This window comes from Bacteroidota bacterium (genome assembly GCA_018266835.1).
Classification (GTDB): domain Bacteria; phylum Bacteroidota; class Ignavibacteria; order Tepidaquicellales; family Tepidaquicellaceae; genus JAFDZO01.
Genome location: JAFDZP010000004.1, coordinates 378,807 through 400,836, shown reverse-complemented (window position 1 = coordinate 400,836; position 22,030 = coordinate 378,807). Strand labels below are relative to the sequence as shown.

Below are 22,030 nucleotides of genomic sequence, written 5' to 3'. Positions count from 1 at the left end.
AAAATTTTCGCGATACTTTTGGATTTATTTGAAAAGTAGGTTAGTTTGAAAGGAAATCGCCCGCTTTCGCGGGCGATCAAAATTATTTTTCTTTTTTGTTTTCTTCCTGCACTCCGTCAGAGTACATTCCAGTCAACGAAATAACATTGCCTGAAGCATCAGTATTAAACTTAACTCTGAAATTATCTCTTGCTTCAAGAGTGAAATAATCTGCTCTTATAGGAGTAAGTTTTGTTTTGCCCAGCACTCCGGGTCTTTCATATATCAGCTGATTATTTTCAAAATAAATTTTTCTCGGACCGTAATCTCCTGCATATTTTTGTAAAACTTCTGAGGATACAGTAACAGGATTTAATTTTGCTTCGAGAGGTTCAATGTTCCATTTGTACTGCTGCTTCTGTTCTTCCGAGTTTGATTTTGATATGAGATTCTTAAAAATTTCTATCTGTGCAATTGTAAGCGCATCTTCTTTTTTACATTCTATATCGGGAGCAATGCCTGTTCCTTCCCAGTTGGTTTTTGTAATAGGATTTATTGCTCTTCCTGTAGGAACAAAGCAGATAAAATTTTCAGAAATTCGGACAGGTCCGCCGGGATTTGCTCCCCCACCTGTATTTTCACCAATGATAGTTGCGCGTTTTAGATTTTTAAGATTATAGGTGAACTCTTCCGCTCCGGAGAATGTGAAATGAGAAGTAAGCACATACACATCCATGTTTGTCAGTTTTTTACCTGGAACTGTTTCAAGTGTCCAGAATTCCTCTGTCTCATTTTTCTTTCTGTAGTATAAATCATTCAGATGAACTTTGCTGTCGAATAAATAGCTGCAGAGAAATTTTACCATGTTAGGGTCACCGCCGCCGTTCTCTCGTAAATCAATTATTACAGCATTTGCATTAGAAAGAAAATTCATTGCAGCAGCACCGGTTTCGGTAGCAATCCTTGCATCGTTAAATCCGCGGAGGTCTAAGTAGCCAATATTACCGTTAAGGATTTCTACTTTCTTAAATCCGAAATTTCCCTGTCTCATTTCTTCTTCGTATTTCTTCTGAAGAATGGGATTGTTCTCGTCGTCATCGCCGCCTTTTAATAAGTCAGCTGCCATGCCGGGATTAAATCCGAAGCGTAAATGTTTATCATGTGTAATTGACTGAATATCTTTTGTTATCTGCTGTGCAAACTGCATGGGATCTTCGATATTGTCATAGACACCGTTTTTCAAATTCGCATTTAGTAGCGCTTCAACTTTTTTAGCTGAATCCAGGAATATATAATTTTCAATAAGTGTTTTTGAGAGATTTGTTACAGCTTCAGATTTCATTTTGGAATCAAGCTTTACCTGCGGCGGCATCTGCTGTGCCTGCGTTTTAAATGCCAGCATAATTAGTAAGGTTAAGATTATAGTTTTCATTTTTAAATTAGTTTAAGTATTAATCATTAGACAAGTGAACATTTCAGTAGTCGCACTAACTTTCCAGTGCAAGTACCATTTTGAAAGTATCTCTTTTGTATTTTTTATTTTTTTCGGAAATTTCCTCGGGTATAAATCCGAATTTGGTGTAAAGATTTACTGCTGCAGCAAGCTTAGGGCTTGTGCTTAAGAATATCGATTTCACTTTTTTATCCTTAGCAAAATTTATCGCAGCTTCGCAAAGCACGTGACCTGCCTGTTTGCTTCTTGCAGATTCTGTTACTGCCATTTTGCTTAGTTCAAAAGTATCATCCGTTTTTATCATGGCGCATGTTCCTACAATTTCATCGTCTATCGATGCAAAAAAAATCATTCCCCCTGTATCTATTACTTCACTTTCGGGATTGTTCAGAATTTTTCTGTCAACCGGTTCGACCTCAAAAAAATGATTCAACCACTCAAGATTCAGATTTTTAAAATAATTTTTGTATTCGGGACTGTATTTTATAATTTTTACGTTTTGTCTCAGTCTATTCTTCACACGTTCAGTAACTCTTTCAAAAATACTTTTTTCATCAATTGCGCTTTCTATTTTATCGAGTACATCAAGAATATTTATATTAGATCTTGTAAAAATTTCACCAACTCCTTCCTCAAAATCTTTCCATAACGGCAGAAGCTGCGGAAGCATTGCCTCGCCTTTTTTTGAGATCGTAATTATTTTTTTTCTTGTATCGACTTTATCTTTTATCATCTTCACAAGATTTTTTTTGATCATCGAATTCAGAATCTGCGTTACCGCAGGCTGTGAAATTCCTATATGATGCGCAATTTCAGTCACGGAAAGTGACGGATAATCTTTTAAAAGATAAAAGACTGCAAAAAATCTCGGTTCAAAATCTATATTCAAAGACTTGTAAATTTCCGAGCCGTCCTGAAGCATTTTCTCAGCAAGAAGCTTTATTCTGGTAGCTAGGGCAAGTTTTCCTGCTTTTCTTATTACATTAGTTTTCATTTATATTAATTTGACGTTTAAAACCATAAAAGGTTTCATAAGGGCTTATGTATATTTTTAAATCTATCAAAGATTAAATAAATTTCAAATGAAAATTATATTACATAAATTTGTTTACAAATTTTAAATCAAAAATGAAAAAACCTGCTTCAGGCGAAAGCGCCTCATATTACAAGTACTATATTGACTTAAATACGGATAACGATGTTATAAAATCCCTCGAGAATCAGATTCTGCTTATAAAAAAATCATTCGGTTCGGTTACAACACCTCATCAGACTTTCAGATACGCAAAAGCTAAGTGGAGCGTTAAAGAGCTGCTCGGACATATTATGGATGCAGAAAGAATTTTCGGATACAGAGCATTAAGAATTTCAAGAAAAGATAAAACTCCGCTTTCAGGATTTGAAGAAAATTTCTATGTAAAAAACGGAAACTTCGATAACAGAAGCATGGCCTCTTTACTTGATGAGTTTACGGCTTTGAGAAGAGCAAATATTGAATTGTTTAAAAGCCTTGATGAAAAAAGACTGGCTTTAAGAGGGACTGCAAACGGCTCGCCTGTTTCTGTCCGCGCATTGGCTTATATAATCAGCGGTCACACTAAACATCACATCAGCATCTTAAAAGAAAGATATATTGCTAATTTTAAAAAGTAACTTTAGTAAGTAACCTTTTTTACTTTTTTCAGAATATAATTATCAGGGTCGAGTGTTAATTTTTTCACTTTGCCCTGAATTTCTCCCGTGAAAACCTGTTCTCTCTCGTTATTAAAAAAAGTAAAATTCTTAACATCCGACTGAGTTTCAATTCTGAATGTCACCGGCATTTTATATACATCGTCTGACTGAATCTGTTTAAGATTTATTTCAAATCGCGAACCATTCTGCTTCAGATTACACTCGTATTCCGGTCTCCCCGTTCCTTTAATTATCCATTCGTTGAAGAACCAATCAAGTTCCTTACCGTAAATTTTTTCACATACAACTTTGAAATCTGTTGTCGATGCATTTTTATATTTGTAACGTGAGTAATAATCTCTCAGAATATCAAAAAATAATGAGTCTCCCGTTACTCCTCTCAGCATATGTAAACACCAGCCGCCTTTATTATAAACAGTGGGACCGAACAAATTTACTTCGGGATTATAAAGTGTTCCATAGAAATAACCGTTATCAAGTCTGTTCATATAATTTGATAATGAAACTTTGCCGTCGTTATATTCAACCCATAACGCTTCAGCGTAAGTTGCAAAACCTTCATTCAGCCAGATGTCCTTCCATGAAACAGGCGTGACTGCATCACCAAACCACTGGTGAGCAAGCTCATGCACAACAATTTTATCGAACACCTGATTTCCGGTTACAGTATTATATCCCATGCTGGAAATTGTCTGATGCTCCATTGCACCGTTTATCCATCCGAACATTGCCATTCCGTATCCTTCATTCACAAAAGGATACTCACCGAAAATTGATGAATAAAAATTTATCATTTCTGGAGTTCGCGCCCAGTCAATCCTTGCATCTTCTTCATAGGCAGGAAAAGCATAATAACTTACAGGCATTGAGCATAATGTATCCTGAGTTGTGTATATATCTGACCAGTGAGAAAATTTTCCGAGATTAAGTGAGACGAGATATGTTGAAATAGGATATTCAGATTTTCTTTTTTCTTTTATCAGTCCGTTCTCTTCTTTTCTTTCAATTAATTTTCCCTGTGCTGCAAGCTTTAAACTATCGGGATATTCCGCTTCAATACTCACAAAGAATTTATCATCTATTCTGTCCTTGCATGGCCACCATGTAGGAGCGTAGTTTGGTTCGCTCAACGAATACACGTTTGTTGCTTTACCAATCGTTGTGAAGTCAAAGGAAGAGAATCCTTCTGTTTCGGGAGTGCCTGAATAATTTATTTCAATTGCAGCAGTATCATTTTTACTGAACTTTCTTTCGATTATAAGATAGTTGTTATCTCTATTGTAAATTAAATTTTCATTTTTAGATTTAACAGAATTGATAATCATGTTATCATAAAAATTCAGATAGATTTTATTCAGTGAATCAGAAAGAACTCTGAACACAGTAGTTACATCTCCGAAAAGAATTTTTTTAGGAATATTAAATCTGAACTTCAGTTTATTTTCAAGCACATCAAATTTATTCTGCTCATTAATAATGGAAGCATCATCAATGCGTTCTTTTTGTATGAACTGATTTTTAACTTTATTGAAGAATGGTAAATAAGTGCATGAGGCAATCAAAAGAGGCAGCAGTGAGAGAGCAATTACAAACTTAATTTTTTTCATATGCGTTCGTTAATGAACTCTTGTTCCGTTCTTATAGGTCATATCTACTTTTATAGAACGGATATCATCTGCATTTGATTCAAAAATATTTTCGTTAAGTACAATTAAGTCACCGCGCATATCGGTACGAAGAGCTCCTGTAACGTGGTCTTCATTTGAACCGTAAGCATTGTTAACAGTATATGCATCAAGGCAATCGTAAAGATTCATGCTATACTCGGGAGTGAATCCGTTTTCAAATCCTTTTGCTTTGCGAGTCATTGCGTAATATATCGTTTCAAATGGCGAAGCGGATACAATAGGGAAATCTGTTCCGAAGCATAGCTTAACACTGTATTTAAGAAGCTCTGAATAATTATGTGTTGTTTCAAAATCATTTCTCAGCTCATGTGATGTTGATGCATCTGAAAATAAATGCGATGGCTGCACTGACGCTAATATTTTTAATACATCAAAAAGACGGAAATCATCGGGCTGAATGTGCTGCGCATGTTCAATTCTGAATTTTCTGTTTCTCGCTCCGTGTATTAAATCGAGTTCGGCATTGAGATCAAGAAGCTCGCTGACCGATAAATCCCCTATGGCATGGACTGCCATCTGGTAGCCGGCTTTATCAATTGCCAAAGCTGTTTTATGAAAATCACCTGAGTTAATATATTCAGTTCTAATTCCCCGCATATCGGAATTTTTGTAATTCTTGAAATAATATGCAGTACGGCTGGAAAGAGAACCGTCATAGAATGCTTTGAAGCATCTGAATTTGATTTGATTAAAACTTGCAAATCTTTCTTTATGCTTATCTATATTATAGAACTCTTCAAATGGAAGAATAGAATTTATATTCAGATTGAGCTCACCTTTGTTCAACAAATATTCATAAATATCCAGGTCTTCTGTTAAAGTAATATCGGATATTGCCGTTATTCCCATCGAATGAAACTCAAATATCTGTTGTTTTACATCAGAAGCTTTTTCCTCAAGAGTTTTTTGAGGAATCATTGATTGCAAAAAATACATCGGCCGCTCTTTTAATTCACCTGTTAAGTTACCGTCCGCATCTCTTATCAGTTCATCTTGATTGAAAGAATGACCTTCAAAATTATTTACAAACTCCAGAGCTTTTGAATTTACAAAGCATGAGTGTATATCAAATCTTGAAATGAAGATGGGAACATCATTGCAAACAGCATCAAGAAAATTTTTATCAATTGTAAATTTTTCAGTAAAGTTTGAATCAGAGAAGTACCCTCCCTGAATCCATTTGCCGGGTTTTAAGTTGGAGCGGTAATTTAATATTTCTTTTTTAAATTCTTCCGATGTTAATACATTTCTTAAGTTCAGTTCTGAGCTTACCAGAGCACCTTTAACTAAATGAACATGGTTATCATTGAATGCAGGCAGCATAACTTTTCCGTTCAAATCAATTACTTCATCATATTCAGATTTTAATACATCTTTTTCTCGTCCTACAAAGATAATTTTTCCGGTGTCTGAATCAACTCCCAATGACTCTGCAAAATAATTCTTTTTAAGCCATATTTTTGAATTTAAAAAAAGGGTTTTCATTTTAATTTTTGTAATCATAATTTAAAAAGTATCAATTAATATTGATATGCAATATTATGATTAAAATAAAAAATTTAGCAGTAGTTTACCTTCCCCTCTTATTTTTATTAATTTTAAATTCTTCAGTTATGAGTCAGACAATCAATACAGCTTTAATGGATAAACTCATTGGAAAATGGGAAATAAAATATGACGGTGCAATGATGTATGAAACCTGGGAAAAAGTAAGTGATACTTTGTACAAAGGAAAAAGCCAAATGATTCAGAAAGGCGAAGTTGTCTTCGAAGAAATTATGGAGCTGGCAAAACAAGATGACGGTAAATTTTATTTTATAGCTTTAATTAAAGACAGAAAAATAAAACTGGAAGTAGTGAAAACTGAAGGTGATGAGCTTTTGTACGAAAGTGAAACTGATAAAAATAAGGTTAGCTATAAATTTGAAGGAGATAAGCTTCATGCACGGATTATAAAGCGTGAAGATAACACCATTAAGGAGGAGTTTTTATTTACCAGAAGCGGATAAACTACTAATTGCATTTTTTTATACATGGATAGTTATTAAATTGAAAGCTTAAATAATTTTATGACAGATACAAAGAATATAAAATGCGTATATGATCCATTGCAGGAGTTAATGGAGTACTATGCAGATAAGAAAACAGAAAAAAGAGATACATCTAACGATGTAAATCTCCCGATAGAGGAAAAGCTAAAGAACAGAATTATTGATGGCGATAAAATCGGTATAGATAATGAATTAGCAGCCGCTCTCAAACAATATTCGGCTCTGGAAATCATAAATGATATTCTTCTCGATGGTATGAAAACCGTAGGGGTTTTATTCGGTTCCGGTCAAATGCAGCTTCCTTTTGTATTACAGTCTGCCGAGTGTATGAAAACTGCAGTTGCTTATCTTGAACCATTCATGGATAAAGTTGAAGGCGATAATTCAAAAGGAATTGTTATCCTTGCTACTGTTAAAGGAGACGTCCATGATATTGGTAAAAATCTCGTTGATATAATTTTAACTAATAACGGATATAAAGTTATAAACCTTGGAATAAAATGCTCTATAGAAACAATGCTTGCTGCTTACGAGGAGCATAAAGCTGATGCAATTGGAATGAGCGGCCTGCTTGTGAAATCAACTGCCATTATGAAAGAGAACCTTGAACTGATGAATCAAAGAGGTCTGGAAATTCCTGTAATCCTTGGCGGCGCTGCATTAACTAAAAGATTTGTTGAGGGAGATTTACGAGCGCTCTATAAAGGCGATGTTTATTATGCTAACGATGCATTCGACGGATTGAAATTCATGGCATCTATAGTTGAGCATAAACGAAAAGGCGTTCGTCCCGAACTTCCAATTTATATTGACCCGCGAGGAAGAACACAATTGCCTCCCGATATGCTTCTTGAAAAAGAAAAAACTGATATCGGCGCATCAATGGATACTTCCATAAATCTTATTAAGAAACAGGAAGAAGATGCAGATTTCAAAAAGGAAATTGCATACGATAAAGAGAAGAAAGCATTTATAAGAAAATCGAATGTAAGCACCGATGCACCTGTACCTGCGCCTCCATTCTTAGGGAGCAAGATGGTTACAGATATAAGATTAGATAAAATTTATAATTACATTAACGAAGTTGCTTTGTTCAGAGGAAGCTGGAATGTTTACAAAGGAAAATCGTCTGAAGAAGAATATAAAAAATTAATTGATGAACAGATTATTCCTGTATTTAATGAGCTTAAGCTTCAGTGCAAGAGAGAAAATTTATTAACTCCAAAAGTTATCTACGGATATTTTCCGTGTCAGTCTTATGATGATGAACTTATTGTATATAAGCCTAAAGGAATTAGCGAGGAAGAACTGCACAGCGAATGGAAAAATTATGACTTCACAAAATTGACTCCTGACGATGTTGAGGAATGGCAGCACTTTAATTTTCCGAGACAGAATAAGGACAGGCATCTTTGTATCAGTGATTTCTTTAAACCGAAAAGTTCGGGACAGCTTGACGTTGCTGCATTTCAGATTGTAACAGTCGGTGAAAAAGCTACAGAGCATGCACAGAAGTTGTACGGAGCAAACCGTTATCAGGATTATTTATACTTCCACGGGTTCGCTGTTGAAACTACTGAAGCTCTTGCAGAATACTGGCATAAAATTATAAGAATGGAATTGGGAATTGCTGAAAAGGACTCACCCGATATTAAGAAATTATTCTCACAGGGTTATCAGGGCTCAAGATATTCATTCGGTTATCCTGCATGCCCAAACCTTGAAGATAACAAACAGATGTTTGAACTGTTAAGACCTGAAAGATTAGGTGTAGAGCTTACTGAAGAATTCCAGATGGTACCTGAGCAGACAACTAATGCAATTGTAGTACATCACCCTGAAGCAAAATATTTCTTTGTACGTTAAGGATTTCTTCCTTTTGATGGTTCAGGTGTATCGGCATTACTTTCCCTGGGCTGTTCAGTTTCATCTTTTTTCTGAACTCTTTTGGCTTTAGGAACGATATCATTCTTTTTCCCATTGGATAAGTTCTGGTCATCTTCATCAGTTACTTTTATTTCATCGTCTTTTTTCTTTGTTTGTACCGGCATGTAACCGTAAGTTAAAGCTGCATAACAATCTACTCTTCCGTATCCATAATATTTATCCCAACCCGGTTTATCTTCACGGGGGTCTCCGACCTGATCTTTTGCGGTGGCTGTAATTATTTTTTTCAGCTCATCCATTGTGCGTGATGATTTTTGCGAGAGCAATAATGAAGCTATTCCGCTGACAATTGCTGTAGATTGCGATGTCCCGCTCCACATGGATTCGTAACTATTCACGTTTTCATAATCCAGACCATAAATTTTATTCCCGGGAGCAACAACTGAAATATGTTTTCCCCAGCAAGAGCCGCCGCCCCATGTAAATCTTAAGCATCTGTTATCATCAGTATCGGTAGCACCGATTGCAAACACACCTTTGAAGCTTGCAGGATAATAATCCTGGTCATCACCTTTATTCATCATAGCTGCGCAAAGAAGAACGTCTTTTTCGATTGCGTAATCAACCGCAGTCTTTAATGTCTTTGAAAAATCAGAACCGCCTTCACTCATGTTAATTATCTTTGCGCCGTTATCAACTGCATACTTGATTGATTGTGCCCACCAGATATATTCACCGTTATTATTTGAGCTAAGATTTTTGCAGTTCATAAGTTTGCATTTCAGATTTATTCCTGCAAATCCTATTACATTATTGGTAGAACATCCTATAACTGATGCTATGTTTGTACCATGCCCGAAACCGTCAGTAGGAGTGTTATCGTCATAGGCAAAATCCCAGCCTTTATAATCATCTACATATCCGTTCCCGTCATCATCAATTCCATTATCCGGAATTTCTTCCGTATTCACCCACATTCTTGCTCTTAAATCGGGATGGTCATCTTTAATTCCTGAATCTAAAATTGCTACAATAATTTTATCGCTTCCTTTTTCTATATCCCAGGCATTTATCATGTTAATATCAGCGCCTATCTTTGCATTTCCTCTGCCTGTAGGTGCTATCTGCCCTTCATTGTTTAAATACCACTGCTTTGAAAACATCTCATCATTTGGAATGAAAGATAAATTGAACTCTTTTTTCCCGGCAGCCTCACCAATGAATGCAGGTTCGGAATATTCAACTGAGTTATCCGATGAAAAATCTTTAACTGCGCTTTCAACTGTTTTGGAATTATATGTATCAAAATAGAAAATATAAACTCTGCCCATACCCAGTTTTTCAAATAATTCAGCATCGCCGTTATTTTGTTTGAATACAGGTTCTATTTTATTTATGGTATATGTTTCAATTTTTTTATCTAAGGAAGGGATTCCTGTTTGAGTGGAAATTTTTCCGGTGGCTTCTGAAATTTTTAACTCAGATTTAGTTTTAACGATAACTTTCTCTGTTTTATAATGGAGCCTGTCGTACTCTTCAGAATTAGTAGGTACAGTAATGAAAATCTGAGTGCAAATAAGAAATATAGCAGTGTAAATTAATTTCATCTCTTTATTTTAAAATCTGTAGCCTAAGCCAAAACTGATTTTTAAGCCATCCAGAAAAATTTTTGAATTCATTTCTTTATCCAAAGAATAAGTTGCTCCGTTAACATTTATTGAGCTTAAGGGAAACTTCGATTTTACATCATACTCACCGTCGCGGAATCTTAACTCCATAAAACTCATAAAATTATTTTCAAAATAATATTCAATTCCGCTGAGAACTACTAAGCTTAAACCAAAAGATTTTGAAATAGTTTCACTCTGAAAGTTCTGTATTTTCCTTATTCTGTCCCCCATATACATGCCAATTCCGCCTCCTAAATAGATATTCAGGTTCTGCTGAAAAGATGGAATATTAAAATATGCAGTTAATTCAACAGGATAAGCTGTTATTGTTTCAGATAGTTTTATTCTTGCAAAGCTTGTATCGCCCTCCAAAGTTAATACAGCATCATTATCCTGAATTTTTATAAACTCTGCTGAAATACCTAAGAATAAATCGTTTCTCAATATTTTTGTCCTCACCGAAAATCCGTAGCCATAACCGCCGGAAACATCTAAAGAAGAATTTCGCTCTATTAAATCGGAAGAATATGGTGCCTGCTGAATTGTCGCAGATGAAACATAATTCAGCGAACCGGATACAATAATATTACTGAAAAATGGAATATGAGGTGCAGAATTCTGACAAAATAATATAGAGGGAAATATAAGGGTAAGTGATAAAAATATGAACCTTAACATTGCTTATATTATCAAAATTATAATTCAATATCAATGAACGATGAATAGTAGTCTTACACTTAGAATGTTCATGTAAAATAAAAAAGGCAGGATACTTTTCAGTAACCTGCCTTTTAATAATATATGAATTAAAAAATATTAATTGAAAAACCTGTCACGGTTATCAATTATATCAGCATCGTTCTGCATTTTCTGCAGCCATTCCTGAACCACTGACTGTTTCTTTTGCATCAGAAGGCTGTTTCTTATATCGTTGTATGCCTTTAAATAATCTTCCTGATTGAATGGCGTCACAGTATTCAACTGAATTAAATAATATCCTCTTGTTCCTTTTATAGGCTGAGAAATTTCACCCTGCTTCATTGAGAAAATTGCATCTGTTACAGCATAATCCTGTCCGATTTTCGCAGCCGGTTTTGATACTGAAACGCTATCTGCTGTTTCAACTACTGAAGGAGGTGTTAATGTACTTAAACTTTTAATATCGTTATTCTGAATCTTTGCTCTTAAGTCTGTTGCCATTTGTTTAAGAACTGCAAACTTCTTCTTCTCAACAACTTTTGGCTTTACCATAGTTGTCTTTATTGAGTCGAAGTTTCTGTAACCTGCGGGAGTTTTATCAATTAGCTTATAAACTCCGTAACCACCTTGTACTTTTAACGGCTCAAATACTTTTCCTGCCTTACTGTCTAAAGCCAGCTTCATAAGTTTCTTATTCTGACCTGCGCCCGGAATAAATCCGTCTTTCAATACATCGGCAGTTGTTGTGCATGTAAGATTCATTTGCTTTGCAAGTGTATCAATGTTTCCGCCTTTATCAACATCAAGATAGAATCCTTCAGCTTTTTTCTTCGCAATATCTTTTGTTCTTGCTCCGGCAGTAACAGGTTTTTTAATTTCAGCAACTTTAAATTCTTTTTTAGACTTTCCTTTTACCTGAATGATATGGAAACCGAACTGAGTTTTAACCGGTCCTACAATTTCTCCGTCTTTAGCGGCAAATGAAGCGTCTTCAAATTCTTTTACCATTGCTCCTTTACCAAACCATCCTAAATCACCTTTTTGTGTCTTAGCTGACGGCTCATCTGATAACTGCTGGGCAAGCGTATTAATATCCTCGCCTGCTTTAACTCTTTTATAAATTTCTTCTGCTTTCTTTTTAGCCGCAGCTGTATCTGTTCCAAAGTTAACCAAGATGTGTGAAGCATTTACATATGTATCTTCACCTTCCTTAGTGTCTATTAGTCTCATAACTTTATATCCGTCATTTCCCATAATAATATTTGAAACATCACCCGGTTTTGCGGAAAATAAAAACTTCATTGCATCCGGACCTAAAGAATTTGGTTTTTGGAATGCATCACTATAAGGAGAAACTGAATTATCGTTTACAAGTCTTATTAAACTTGAATCTTCGATTGCAGCTGTCTTAAAATCTTTTAGCAATACTTCGAGTAATTTTTGAGTAGCTGCTGTATCTTCCGCAGTTGCAGCATCTGAAAATACAACATATTTAAATTTTACACTTTCATCAACTTTAAAATCATCTTTATGCTCATCATAATATTTCTTCATTTCTTCGATAGAAGGGTTATTAAGGTTCGTATCTGTAACCATACTCTGATCCAGTGCCGTATATGATATATTTGCAAAAATTTTATCATCCTTATATTTCTGTAATACATCAGCTTCAGTTACACGTACTCCTGCTGTAAGTATTGACTGTAATTTTTCAGATTGAAGAACTTCGCGAAGGTAATTTTCAACTTGTGACCAGAATTGAGTTGCTTCCTTTGTTTTCATGCCAAGTGCCTGCTGATAGAAGCCGACGTTGAATGTTCCCGTTGAATCCATAAAATTTTTCTTTATAGGGTCAGGAAGCTGGTCAGGTCTGTTATATATCCAGTCCAAAATTTCTTTATCACTAACGGTGATATTATATTTTTTCAATGCATCTCTGGTGATACTTTGGGTAATTAACCCGTTCCATACCTGGTCTCTTATCTGCTGCATCTGAGCATCGTCGATATCCTTACCGTTGTTTTGCTGGCGCATTTGGTTTGCCTGCTGCTCGACTGCCTGCTCAAACTGCTGATAAGTTATCTCCTCTCCGTTAACTTTAGCAAAAAGCTGTCTGTCCTCTCTTAAGCCAAGAAGGTTCATACCCCATTCAAAAACGATTGTCGCTAAGAATGCAACGATAACGATTATGATAATCACAGGCATCTTGTCCCGTAATTTATTCATAACTCCTGTATTGTAGTGCTTTTGCTCTTTTCTATGATCTGCCATTAGATATAATGAACTCCTTAATTATGTATAAATATTTGAAATTTTGCGGAATAAACCTTAAAGTTATAGGTTTTGGGAGGGAAAATCAATTCATTTAAAGGGTAAAAAACAGGTTATAATTTCGCGTTTCTCAGACGAATAATTGAAAAATTTAAACTTGAATCCTTCACATTATCGGCTATTTGCTGTAAATTATCTGAAAATCTTAATTCTGCGTTCCTTTTACTTATTTCAATTTGTAAATTTCTTAACTTAATAACTGATAACGGAATTACTTCTTTATATGAAATCCAATATCCTGCAGTCTTATCAAGCAGAATAAAATTTTCCGGAGGCATTTCATATTTATAAAGAACAGCTTTCTCTATTCTTTCCTTCCAATCCTGCTCAACATTAATTATGTAATCCGCTTCACTGTCTCCGAAAAAATTTGTTCCATCTCTTTCAGAAGTTTCAGGTCCTTTATAATAAGTAACCCTGGGACAATCGCGTGGAAGCAGATAATTGTGAAGCATTGCATCAGATATTGCAAAAACAACATCTCCATTTATAGAGTCATAATTCTGCGGAGATGGTCTCGGATAGAAAATTTTTATATCGGGCTCTTCACTGATATGAAATAATTTCATTTACTTCCAATTACTTCAATTTATTTCAAATTTACTTCATCAAAGAATCCACATATGAATACGGGTCCTGTTTCTTTTCGTAAAGCTCATCAAGATTATCGGCAAGTGTTTTTCTTTTTTCATCATTCCAGAAAGTGTAATCAAGTCTGTTATGGACTAACTCGTATATCTTTTTTGTAAGATTAGAAATTCTTTTCTTCTTAAGCCAGCCTGACTCTTCAAGATGAGTTTTATGTTTTAATATCTCTGCTAATAATTCTTCAAGACCTTTATTTAAGCTGCCGACTGTCTTCAGTACATTTATAATCCAGTTATCTTCCGTTGGAGGTTTTAAGTGAATTATATTTTTTAGAGTTGCAGCAACTCCGTCAGCGCCTTCTCTATCTGATTTGTTTAAAACAAATATATCGGCTATCTCCATAAGTCCCGCCTTCATTGCCTGAATAGCATCGCCTGATTCGGGTACAAGAACAACAATTGTGGTATCAGCCGTCTTTGCAATATCAAGCTCTGACTGACCAACGCCGACAGTTTCAATTAAAATAAAATCCTTACCTGATGCATCGAGAACATCGCATGCTTCAACAACGTTCATACTTAGTCCGCCCAGCGAACCGCGCGTAGCCATGGAACGGATATAAACTCCGTCCAGCATTCCGATATCTGTCATGCGGATTCTGTCGCCAAGCAATGCACCTCCTGTAAAGGGACTTGTCGGGTCAATTGCAATAACTCCCACTTTATACCCTTGAGATACTAATAGCTTTACAAGTGCATTTGTAAGAGTTGACTTCCCTGCTCCGGGAGGACCCGTGATTCCGATTTTATATGCACGTCCAGTTTTAGGATAAATTTTGCGTAGGATTTCCTCTCGCCCTTCTGATTCATCTTCAACAACTGATATTGCCCTGGCAATTGCCCTCTTATCGCTGCTGTAAACTCTTTCTAAAAAATTATCGTCTATTATCATTGTGCTTCTTCATTTATTAATTTCTCTTTTTTCTTTGAGAGCGAGCTCCCACTTCCATGCAGTTGAAAGAGCATTTGCTAAGTCCCTTTCAGTTCTCCAGCCAAGAATGTCTCCGGCCTTTTTAGTATCTGCATAAATTGAAACAACGTCGCCGGCTCTTCTTGCACCAATTTTATAATTTAATTTTTCACCTGAAACTCTTTCGAAAGTATTCACGACTTCAAGCACGGAGTTTCCTACTCCCGTACCTAAATTAAAAATTTCTAAATTATCTTCAGCCTTCTTTTCAATTAATCTTGCAACTGCTTTTACGTGCGCTTTGGCTAAATCAACTACGTGAATGTAATCACGGATATTTGTTCCGTCAGTTGTATCGTAGTCATTTCCGAATACTGTAAGCTGCTCTCTTAATCCGATTGCAGTTTGAGTAATGAATGGAACAAGATTGTTGGGAACTCCGATGGGAAGCTCGCCAATTATAGCAGTATCATGTGCACCTATAGGATTAAAATATCTTAACGAAATTACTCTGAGTCCGTCTGCTCTAGAAACATCAGATAACATTCTTTCCCCGATTTGTTTTGTAAATCCGTAAGAGGATTCAGCGCGTTTCATGGGAGAATTTTCTGTTACAGGCAATTCATCAGCATCGCCATAAACTGTGCATGACGAAGAAAACACAAAATTGTTAAGCTTATTTTTTATAATGCAGTCGAGAAGATTTACCATTCCAACAACGTTATTGTTGTAGTATTTCATGGGCAATCTTTCTGATTCACCAACTGCTTTAAATGCAGCAAAGTGAATTATTGCATCGACATCTTTTTCCTTTTCAAGACAGTAGTTCAGGTCTTCCTTGTCGCATAGATCTATATTGTAAAAAGCCGGAGCTTTACCAGTGATTTGCTCTATTCCTCCAAGCGCAGATGCATCGGAGTTTGAGAAGTTATCTATTATAACAACATCAAATCCGGCATTCATTAACTCAACGACTGTATGCGAGCCGATATATCCTGCGCCGCCTGTAACTAATATTTTTGCCATATCTATATACTTTATGAAAACGTTTACAAAACTATTTATAAAACTTTATTGCCTATATCTCTTCTGAAATATTTATTTTCAAAATCGATTTTTTCTATTGCTGAATATATATTTTCAAAAGCAGAATTAAAAGATTTTTCAGAGGAAGAAACTACAGAAAGCACTCTGCCTCCGTGAGTATAAACTTTACCTTCTCTTTCAACTGTCCCCGCATGGAAAACTAATATACTATCTGAAACTTCATTCAATCCTTCAATCAGCATTCCTGTTTTATATTCATCGGGATAACCGAGTGAAGCAAGTACTACGCACCCCGCAAAAGCATTTTTAACAACAAGACCATAATCTTTTAAATTTCCTTCTGCTGATGCTATTAGTAATTGCAGAAAATCAGATTCTATTAAAGTAAGCACTGCCTGCGTTTCAGGATCGCCGAAGCGGCAGTTGAATTCAATTACATAAGGTTCTTTGTCCTCACTTATCATCAATCCTGCATATAAACACCCTTTGTATTCTCTCCCTTCCTTTTTTAAAGCAGTAAGGGTAGGCTGAATAATTTTCTCTTCAACTTTATTCAGAACTGTTTCATCGCAATACTTATGAGCCGGAGAAAACGCTCCCATACCACCTGTGTTCTTTCCCTTATCTTCTTCAAATATTCTTTTGTAATCCTGCGCAGATGGAAGGATTGTATAGTTCTCTCCGTCAGTAATTACAAATAAGGAAACTTCATTGCCGGTCAGGAACTGCTCAATAACAAAACTTAATCCTGATTCACCGAAAATTTTATTTTCAGTCAGATCCTTCACACATGCATTCACTTCTTCAGAATTATTACAGATAATAACGCCTTTACCGGCAGCTAAGCCGTCTGCTTTCACTACAACCGGAAAATTTATTTTCTCAATGAAAGGATTTAACTCATTTAAATTTTCAGTGGTGAATACTTTGTATTGAGCGGTAGGAATGCCATGCTTCTGCATTAAATCCTTGGAGAAGACCTTGCTCGTTTCTATTTCCGCTGCAGATTTTCTCGGTCCGAAAATTGTCAAGCCTTCCTTCTCAAATTCATCCACTATACCAAGGGATAATGGAATTTCAGGTCCTACTACAGTAAAATCAATTTGCACTTTTATAGCAAATTCTTTTAATGATTTTATATCAGTGGAGTGAATATCAACTGCCGTCGCAAATTTATTTATTCCGGGATTTCCGGGTGCTGAGTATAAAACGGAATTTGTACTTTTAAATGAAGGTGAGGTTGAAATCTTCCAAGCTAAGGCATTCTCGCGTGCGCCGTTACCAATAAGTAAGATTTTCATAGAAGAAAAATCGAAAGTCAGTTAGTCAATATCTTTTAAAAGATTAAATTCTTTTGCAAGTTCATATGTGAGGTTCTTTCTGTCATATTCGGTAAGCATATCTTCGTTTGCTCTTGGCATATTATCATGCTGTTTTGCATCGTAGTATTCTTTTATTGCTTTTGCTATTTCAGCGGGATTTTCTTCGTTGATAAATTTTATTGCATTATATTTCTCAAGCATTTTCTTGGTAACACCTTCAGGAATGCATGCAATTATATTCTTTTTGCTGCCGATGTATTCACCGACTTTTCCGGGCATTGCTGCATCTTCATTTTCTCCTCTGGAAATCATTAGGAACAACACATCCGATGCCATCACATACTTTACACAGTCAACATGCTCAAGGTATCCTGTTATATTTAAATAAGGTTCTATTCCTAAGTTTTTTGCAATCTGTAAATTCTCTTTTGAGAAAGTACCTATAAAACAAAACTCAACTTTATCTTTAAGCTCAGGATATTTTTCAACAAAAGTTTTTATTGCCTCGAAATAGAATTTCGGATTTCTTGTATAAAAACTTCCCGAATAAGATACTCTGAATTTATTTGTTACCGGCAATTCCGAATGTGAAGCTTTCTCAAAATCATCGGGATCAAATCCATGCGATATAATTTTTATATCGTTATACTCTATATTACCGTAGCGTGAAATAATATATTCCTTCACTCTGCGGTTTGTTGTGATAACTTTGTTCGCATTATGAAGCACACCTTTTTCAAGTCGCATATTTTTCAGCTTATGGTATGGAGTAGGATATGAATTCAGCACCGGGCTATCAACCCACGCATCTCTGTAATCTATTACTAACGGAATCTTATACTTACGTTTTACTTCCTGTCCTATTAAAAAATCAGTATAAGGCGGAGCAGTAGCAAATACTAAATCGAAACCTCCGTATTTAGACCATATCTCGTCAATTTTTTTGAGAGCTTTTTTCTTCCATCCGATTTTTGAATCGGGAATAAAAAAGAACTGAGAAACAGTGCTTCTCAATTTTCTCATTTTTTCATTGGGAGCTTTGATAATTATCTTCGAAGGGTCAAAATCTTTTGGTCCTGTTCTCTCTATAATTATTCCGCTATCGAGAGCCTCATGAAGGAGCGAGTTATCCACTGCAAAATATTTTTTAGGGGAATCTGTAAGCACAACAGGCTGCCAGTTAAACTCCTTCAGATATTTTGCAAACTTCAACGTTCGCTGAACTCCTCCCATACCCATCGGCGGGAAGTAATAAGCTATTATAAGTACTTTATTCAAATAAATTCTAAAATTATAGAGTAATTAATTCTTTAGGGCTGATGTTTAAAATTTCGCAGCCGCCCTCTTTAACAATAACGTCGTCTTCTATTCTCACGCCGCCTAAGCCTTCGACATAAATTCCCGGCTCAATTGTTACAATATTATTAACTAAAAGTTTGTAGTCAGTTCTTGGATTTATAGAAGGACCTTCATGAATATCATATCCGAGCCCGTGTCCAAGTCCATGCCCGAAATTATTTCCGTATCCTTTTGATTTGATATATCCTCTTGAATATGAATCAAGTTTCTTTACAGTTATACCTGCGCGTACTGCATCAACTCCTCTTTTCTGTGCTTCCAAAACTATATCATAAATCTTTTTACACTCGGCAGGAATTTTTCCGAATGCAATAGTTCTTGTCATGTCCGATTTCATTCCTTCAACTACGCAGCCAAAGTCTAATGTAACTAATTCGTTATTACCGATTTTTTTGTTTGTCGGTCTTGCATGGGGAAAAGCGCTGCGCACACCTGATGCAACTATCGGGTCAAATGAATCTCCCGATGCGCCGTATTTTTTATGATAATAAGAAATTTCTGCTGAGATGTCGTTCTCAGTCATTCCCGGCTTTATAATAGAGAGGATTTTTGAAAACACTCTGTCCGTTATCTCAACTGCTTTTTTAGTAAGTTCAATTTCTCTTTCGTTCTTTTGTGAAGTGTATTTCTCAATTAAACTATTTACTCCGATGAATTTTACGGGAGCGAATTCTTTTTTTAGTCCTTCTGCATCATTTACAGTCAAAAAATTAGATTCGAAGCCGATTTTCTTTAATTGATGCTTTTTTATAAGGTCTGCAATGTATCCGTAGGAATTCTGCTTATATATTATAATATTAAAATTATCGTAGACTTCGGATTTGGACTGAGTTTTATATCTGAAATCCGATATAAAATAGTCTTTATCTTTAGTAAGAAGCAGAGCCCCTGCGCTTCCTGAAAAGCCCGATAAGTATCTGATATTTGAGAGATTTTTAACGAGGAGGGAGTCAATTCCCAGCGCTTTGAAATTACCCTTTACTGCCGATATTCTATCCATAATATTAAATAGGTAATAAGCAAGATACCCATTTTGAAGGGCTTTTTCAATTTGAAAATACTGACTTAACATACGATTTGTATCTGCAATAAAATTCTAATTTATATTGCTTAAATAAATCTTTTACATAGATTAAACCTGCTTTAAACCTACTCTATTTACATTGACATTTTTGAGGATTACAGGTAATTTTACCTTTTGTGTGTTTTTGAACCCATTAAAATTTAACCATTAATACCGGAGATATAACTTGAAGAAGAATCTTACGAGAATCGTTCTCACCGTTTTTCTTATTATTTTGTCGCTTTACTTCCTCTATCCTACTTATCAGGATTATAACCTGAGCAAGGAGTTAAAGGGTAAAACGGGACAGGACAGCATTGACTTCGTTGATAAAAACGGAGAAAAGCTGAAGAGTGCCAGAGACAAAAGAATAAAGCTTGGTCTTGACCTTAAGGGCGGGATGTATGTTGTACTTGATGTAGACATTGTAAAACTGCTGGAAGATCTTGCAAAAAAGAAAGACGCAACTTTGACAGCTGTTCTCAATGAGACTAAAGAAGCTACTAAAGGCAATGATGAAGCAATTTTTGAAACTTTCAAACAAAAGCTTCAGGCAAAAGGTCTTAGTTTAAAATCTTATTACGGAGAAATCCGTGATGAGGAAAAAGACGTCGATAAAAAATTAAAAGATGAAATCGACGGAGCTTTAGACAGAGCTGTTGAAATCGTAAGAAACAGAATTGACCAGTACGGTGTTGCCGAACCGCAGATTCAAAAAATCGGCGGAAGCAGAATCATCGTTGAGCTTCCGGGCGTAAGCAATCAGGAAGAAGTAAGAAAACTTTTACAGGGAACTGCAATGCTGGAGTTCAAGCTGGTAAAAGATGCTCAAAGCACTGTAAAGGTGATGGAAGCTATCAACAATGTTATGGTAGGAAACAAAGATACCACTAACACTGTAAAAGATTCTTTGAAGACAAATACTTTGGATTCTACAAAGAATAAGACTTCATTAACAAGTGCAGATACTACTAAATCAAAGAACGAAACAGCCGGAAAGAATAAAAAAGATTCTACTAAAGTAACTGATAAAAAAGTTGTCGATAAAAAAGATACCACTAAGACTAAAAAGGATACAACAAAGACAAAGAAAGACAGCGCAATAACAAAAGCAGATACAACAACTCCTGCAGATACTAACAAACAATTATCTGAAGAAGAGATAAAAGCAAAATATCCTTTCTTCACACTTGTTCAGTTAAATCAGCAGTCAGGTGTTGCAGACGGTTATGTAAGAGAAGCTGATAAAGATAAAGTTGACAGATTGCTTGCAAGAGAAGATGTTAAAGCAGTTATCCCGTCAGATATGACCTTTGCATGGGGCAACAGAACAGTTGAATCACCTGAAGGAAAGATCTACACATTATACGCAATCAAAAAAGATGCTGAGTTAACAGGTAAAGTTATTACCAATGCAAGAGCTAACATCGACCCGACTAACAATACACCAGTTGTAACAATGGAAATGAACACTGAAGGTTCTGCCGACTGGTCAAGAATCACAGGTTCAAACATCGGAAAAAGAATTGCAATCGTTTTAGATAATGCAGTATTCTCTGCTCCTGTAGTAAGAGGAAAAATTTCAGGCGGTAATTCACAAATCGAAGGAATGGCAAATATTCAGGAAGCAAAGCTTCTTGAAATTGTGCTTAAAGCCGGCGCATTACCTGCCCCTGTAAAGATTATTGAAGAGCGTTCTATCGGGCCATCGCTCGGAGAAGACTCTATTAAAGCAGGTATATTCTCATCACTTGCTGCTTTGATACTTGTAGCATTATTTATGATAGTTTATTACAGAGTCGGCGGAACAGTTGCTGACGTAGCGCTTGTAATCAACGTTCTTTTCATACTTGGAATCATGGCTTCGTTAAAGGCAACTTTAACAGTGCCGGGTATTGCAGGCTTGATTCTGACGCTCGGTATGGCTGTAGATACAAACGTTCTTATCTTTGAAAGAATAAGAGAAGAACTTGCAACAGGCAAGCCGTTAAAAACAGCGCTGGAAGTCGGATACAAAAAAGCTTTCTCAGCTATTTTTGACTCTCACGTAACAAGTATCATTACAGGTTTAATATTATATCAATTCGGAACAGGACCTATTCAGGGCTTTGCATTAACATTGTTATTCGGTTTAGTTGCAAACTTGTTCACAGCTATCGTAATTACGCACTTCATATTTGATATAATGATTGAAAAAGGCAAAGAGCCAAGTTTCGGATAATATACTAT

At 35.7% G+C, this 22,030-nt stretch carries 17 protein-coding genes; 4 read left to right on the top strand and 13 right to left on the bottom strand.

Going from position 1 to position 22,030, the window contains the following annotated elements:
* Nucleotides 1-82: 82 nt before the first annotated feature.
* Both JST55_12965 and JST55_12960 read right to left on the bottom strand, forming a co-directional pair.
* Nucleotides 83-1,381 carry a S41 family peptidase gene (locus tag JST55_12965; GenBank protein MBS1494419.1) on the bottom strand — a complete coding sequence of 433 codons (1,299 nt, stop codon included), beginning with the start codon at nt 1,379-1,381 and terminating at the stop codon, nt 83-85.
* Between the two features lie 85 nt (nt 1,382-1,466).
* A complete protein-coding gene (locus JST55_12960; GenBank protein ID MBS1494418.1) occupies nt 1,467-2,426 on the bottom strand; it encodes a MarR family transcriptional regulator in 960 nt (319 codons plus the stop codon).
* Between the two features lie 134 nt (nt 2,427-2,560).
* On the opposite strand from JST55_12960, the gene JST55_12955 reads away from it, so the two are divergent.
* Nucleotides 2,561-3,085 carry a DinB family protein gene (locus JST55_12955; protein MBS1494417.1) on the top strand — a complete coding sequence of 175 codons (525 nt, stop codon included), beginning with the start codon at nt 2,561-2,563 and terminating at the stop codon, nt 3,083-3,085.
* Between the two features lie 2 nt (nt 3,086-3,087).
* Here JST55_12955 and JST55_12950 read toward each other — a convergent pair whose 3' ends face one another.
* Entirely contained in the window at nt 3,088-4,734 is a 1,647-nt protein-coding gene (locus tag JST55_12950; protein MBS1494416.1) for a M1 family metallopeptidase, read from the bottom strand.
* Between the two features lie 9 nt (nt 4,735-4,743).
* Nucleotides 4,744-6,300, bottom strand: a complete 1,557-nt coding sequence (locus tag JST55_12945) for an amidohydrolase (protein MBS1494415.1) — start codon at nt 6,298-6,300, stop codon at nt 4,744-4,746.
* A gap of 56 nt (nt 6,301-6,356) precedes the next feature.
* Here JST55_12945 and JST55_12940 point away from each other — a divergent pair, with 56 nt between their 5' ends.
* A complete protein-coding gene (locus JST55_12940) occupies nt 6,357-6,824 on the top strand; it encodes a hypothetical protein (protein ID MBS1494414.1) in 468 nt (155 codons plus the stop codon).
* Between the two features lie 60 nt (nt 6,825-6,884).
* Nucleotides 6,885-8,732, top strand: coding sequence for a B12-binding domain-containing protein (locus JST55_12935; GenBank protein MBS1494413.1), 1,848 nt, complete (start codon nt 6,885-6,887; stop codon nt 8,730-8,732).
* Here the strand turns inward: JST55_12935 and JST55_12930 are convergent.
* The 9 genes from JST55_12930 to JST55_12890 form a co-directional block, all read right to left on the bottom strand.
* Nucleotides 8,729-10,360, bottom strand: a complete 1,632-nt coding sequence (locus tag JST55_12930; GenBank protein ID MBS1494412.1) for a S8 family serine peptidase — start codon at nt 10,358-10,360, stop codon at nt 8,729-8,731. The two genes, JST55_12935 and JST55_12930, sit on opposite strands and share 4 nt — an antisense overlap.
* A gap of 9 nt (nt 10,361-10,369) precedes the next feature.
* Entirely contained in the window at nt 10,370-11,101 is a 732-nt protein-coding gene (locus JST55_12925) for an outer membrane beta-barrel protein (GenBank protein ID MBS1494411.1), read from the bottom strand.
* A gap of 138 nt (nt 11,102-11,239) precedes the next feature.
* On the bottom strand, nt 11,240-13,393 hold the full coding sequence (locus JST55_12920; protein MBS1494410.1) for a peptidylprolyl isomerase: 2,154 nt from the start codon (nt 13,391-13,393) through the stop codon (nt 11,240-11,242).
* Nucleotides 13,394-13,506: 113 nt separating this feature from the next.
* The gene (locus tag JST55_12915) at nt 13,507-14,022 is read right to left on the bottom strand and encodes a hypothetical protein (protein ID MBS1494409.1); all 516 of its coding nucleotides are present in this window, start codon (nt 14,020-14,022) and stop codon (nt 13,507-13,509) included.
* A 31-nt stretch (nt 14,023-14,053) separates the two neighbouring features.
* The gene (gene meaB, locus JST55_12910; GenBank protein MBS1494408.1) at nt 14,054-14,992 is read right to left on the bottom strand and encodes a methylmalonyl Co-A mutase-associated GTPase MeaB; all 939 of its coding nucleotides are present in this window, start codon (nt 14,990-14,992) and stop codon (nt 14,054-14,056) included.
* A gap of 9 nt (nt 14,993-15,001) precedes the next feature.
* A complete protein-coding gene (gene galE / locus JST55_12905; protein ID MBS1494407.1) occupies nt 15,002-16,036 on the bottom strand; it encodes a UDP-glucose 4-epimerase GalE in 1,035 nt (344 codons plus the stop codon).
* Between the two features lie 35 nt (nt 16,037-16,071).
* A complete protein-coding gene (gene purD, locus JST55_12900; protein MBS1494406.1) occupies nt 16,072-17,358 on the bottom strand; it encodes a phosphoribosylamine--glycine ligase in 1,287 nt (428 codons plus the stop codon).
* Nucleotides 17,359-17,379: 21 nt separating this feature from the next.
* On the bottom strand, nt 17,380-18,657 hold the full coding sequence (locus JST55_12895; GenBank protein ID MBS1494405.1) for a glycosyltransferase: 1,278 nt from the start codon (nt 18,655-18,657) through the stop codon (nt 17,380-17,382).
* A gap of 13 nt (nt 18,658-18,670) precedes the next feature.
* Nucleotides 18,671-19,738 (bottom strand): aminopeptidase P family protein, encoded by a 1,068-nt coding sequence (locus JST55_12890; protein MBS1494404.1) that lies wholly within the window; start codon nt 19,736-19,738, stop codon nt 18,671-18,673.
* A 250-nt stretch (nt 19,739-19,988) separates the two neighbouring features.
* Here JST55_12890 and secD point away from each other — a divergent pair, with 250 nt between their 5' ends.
* Nucleotides 19,989-22,022 (top strand): protein translocase subunit SecD, encoded by a 2,034-nt coding sequence (gene secD / locus JST55_12885; protein MBS1494403.1) that lies wholly within the window; start codon nt 19,989-19,991, stop codon nt 22,020-22,022.
* Nucleotides 22,023-22,030 lie beyond the last annotated feature (8 nt).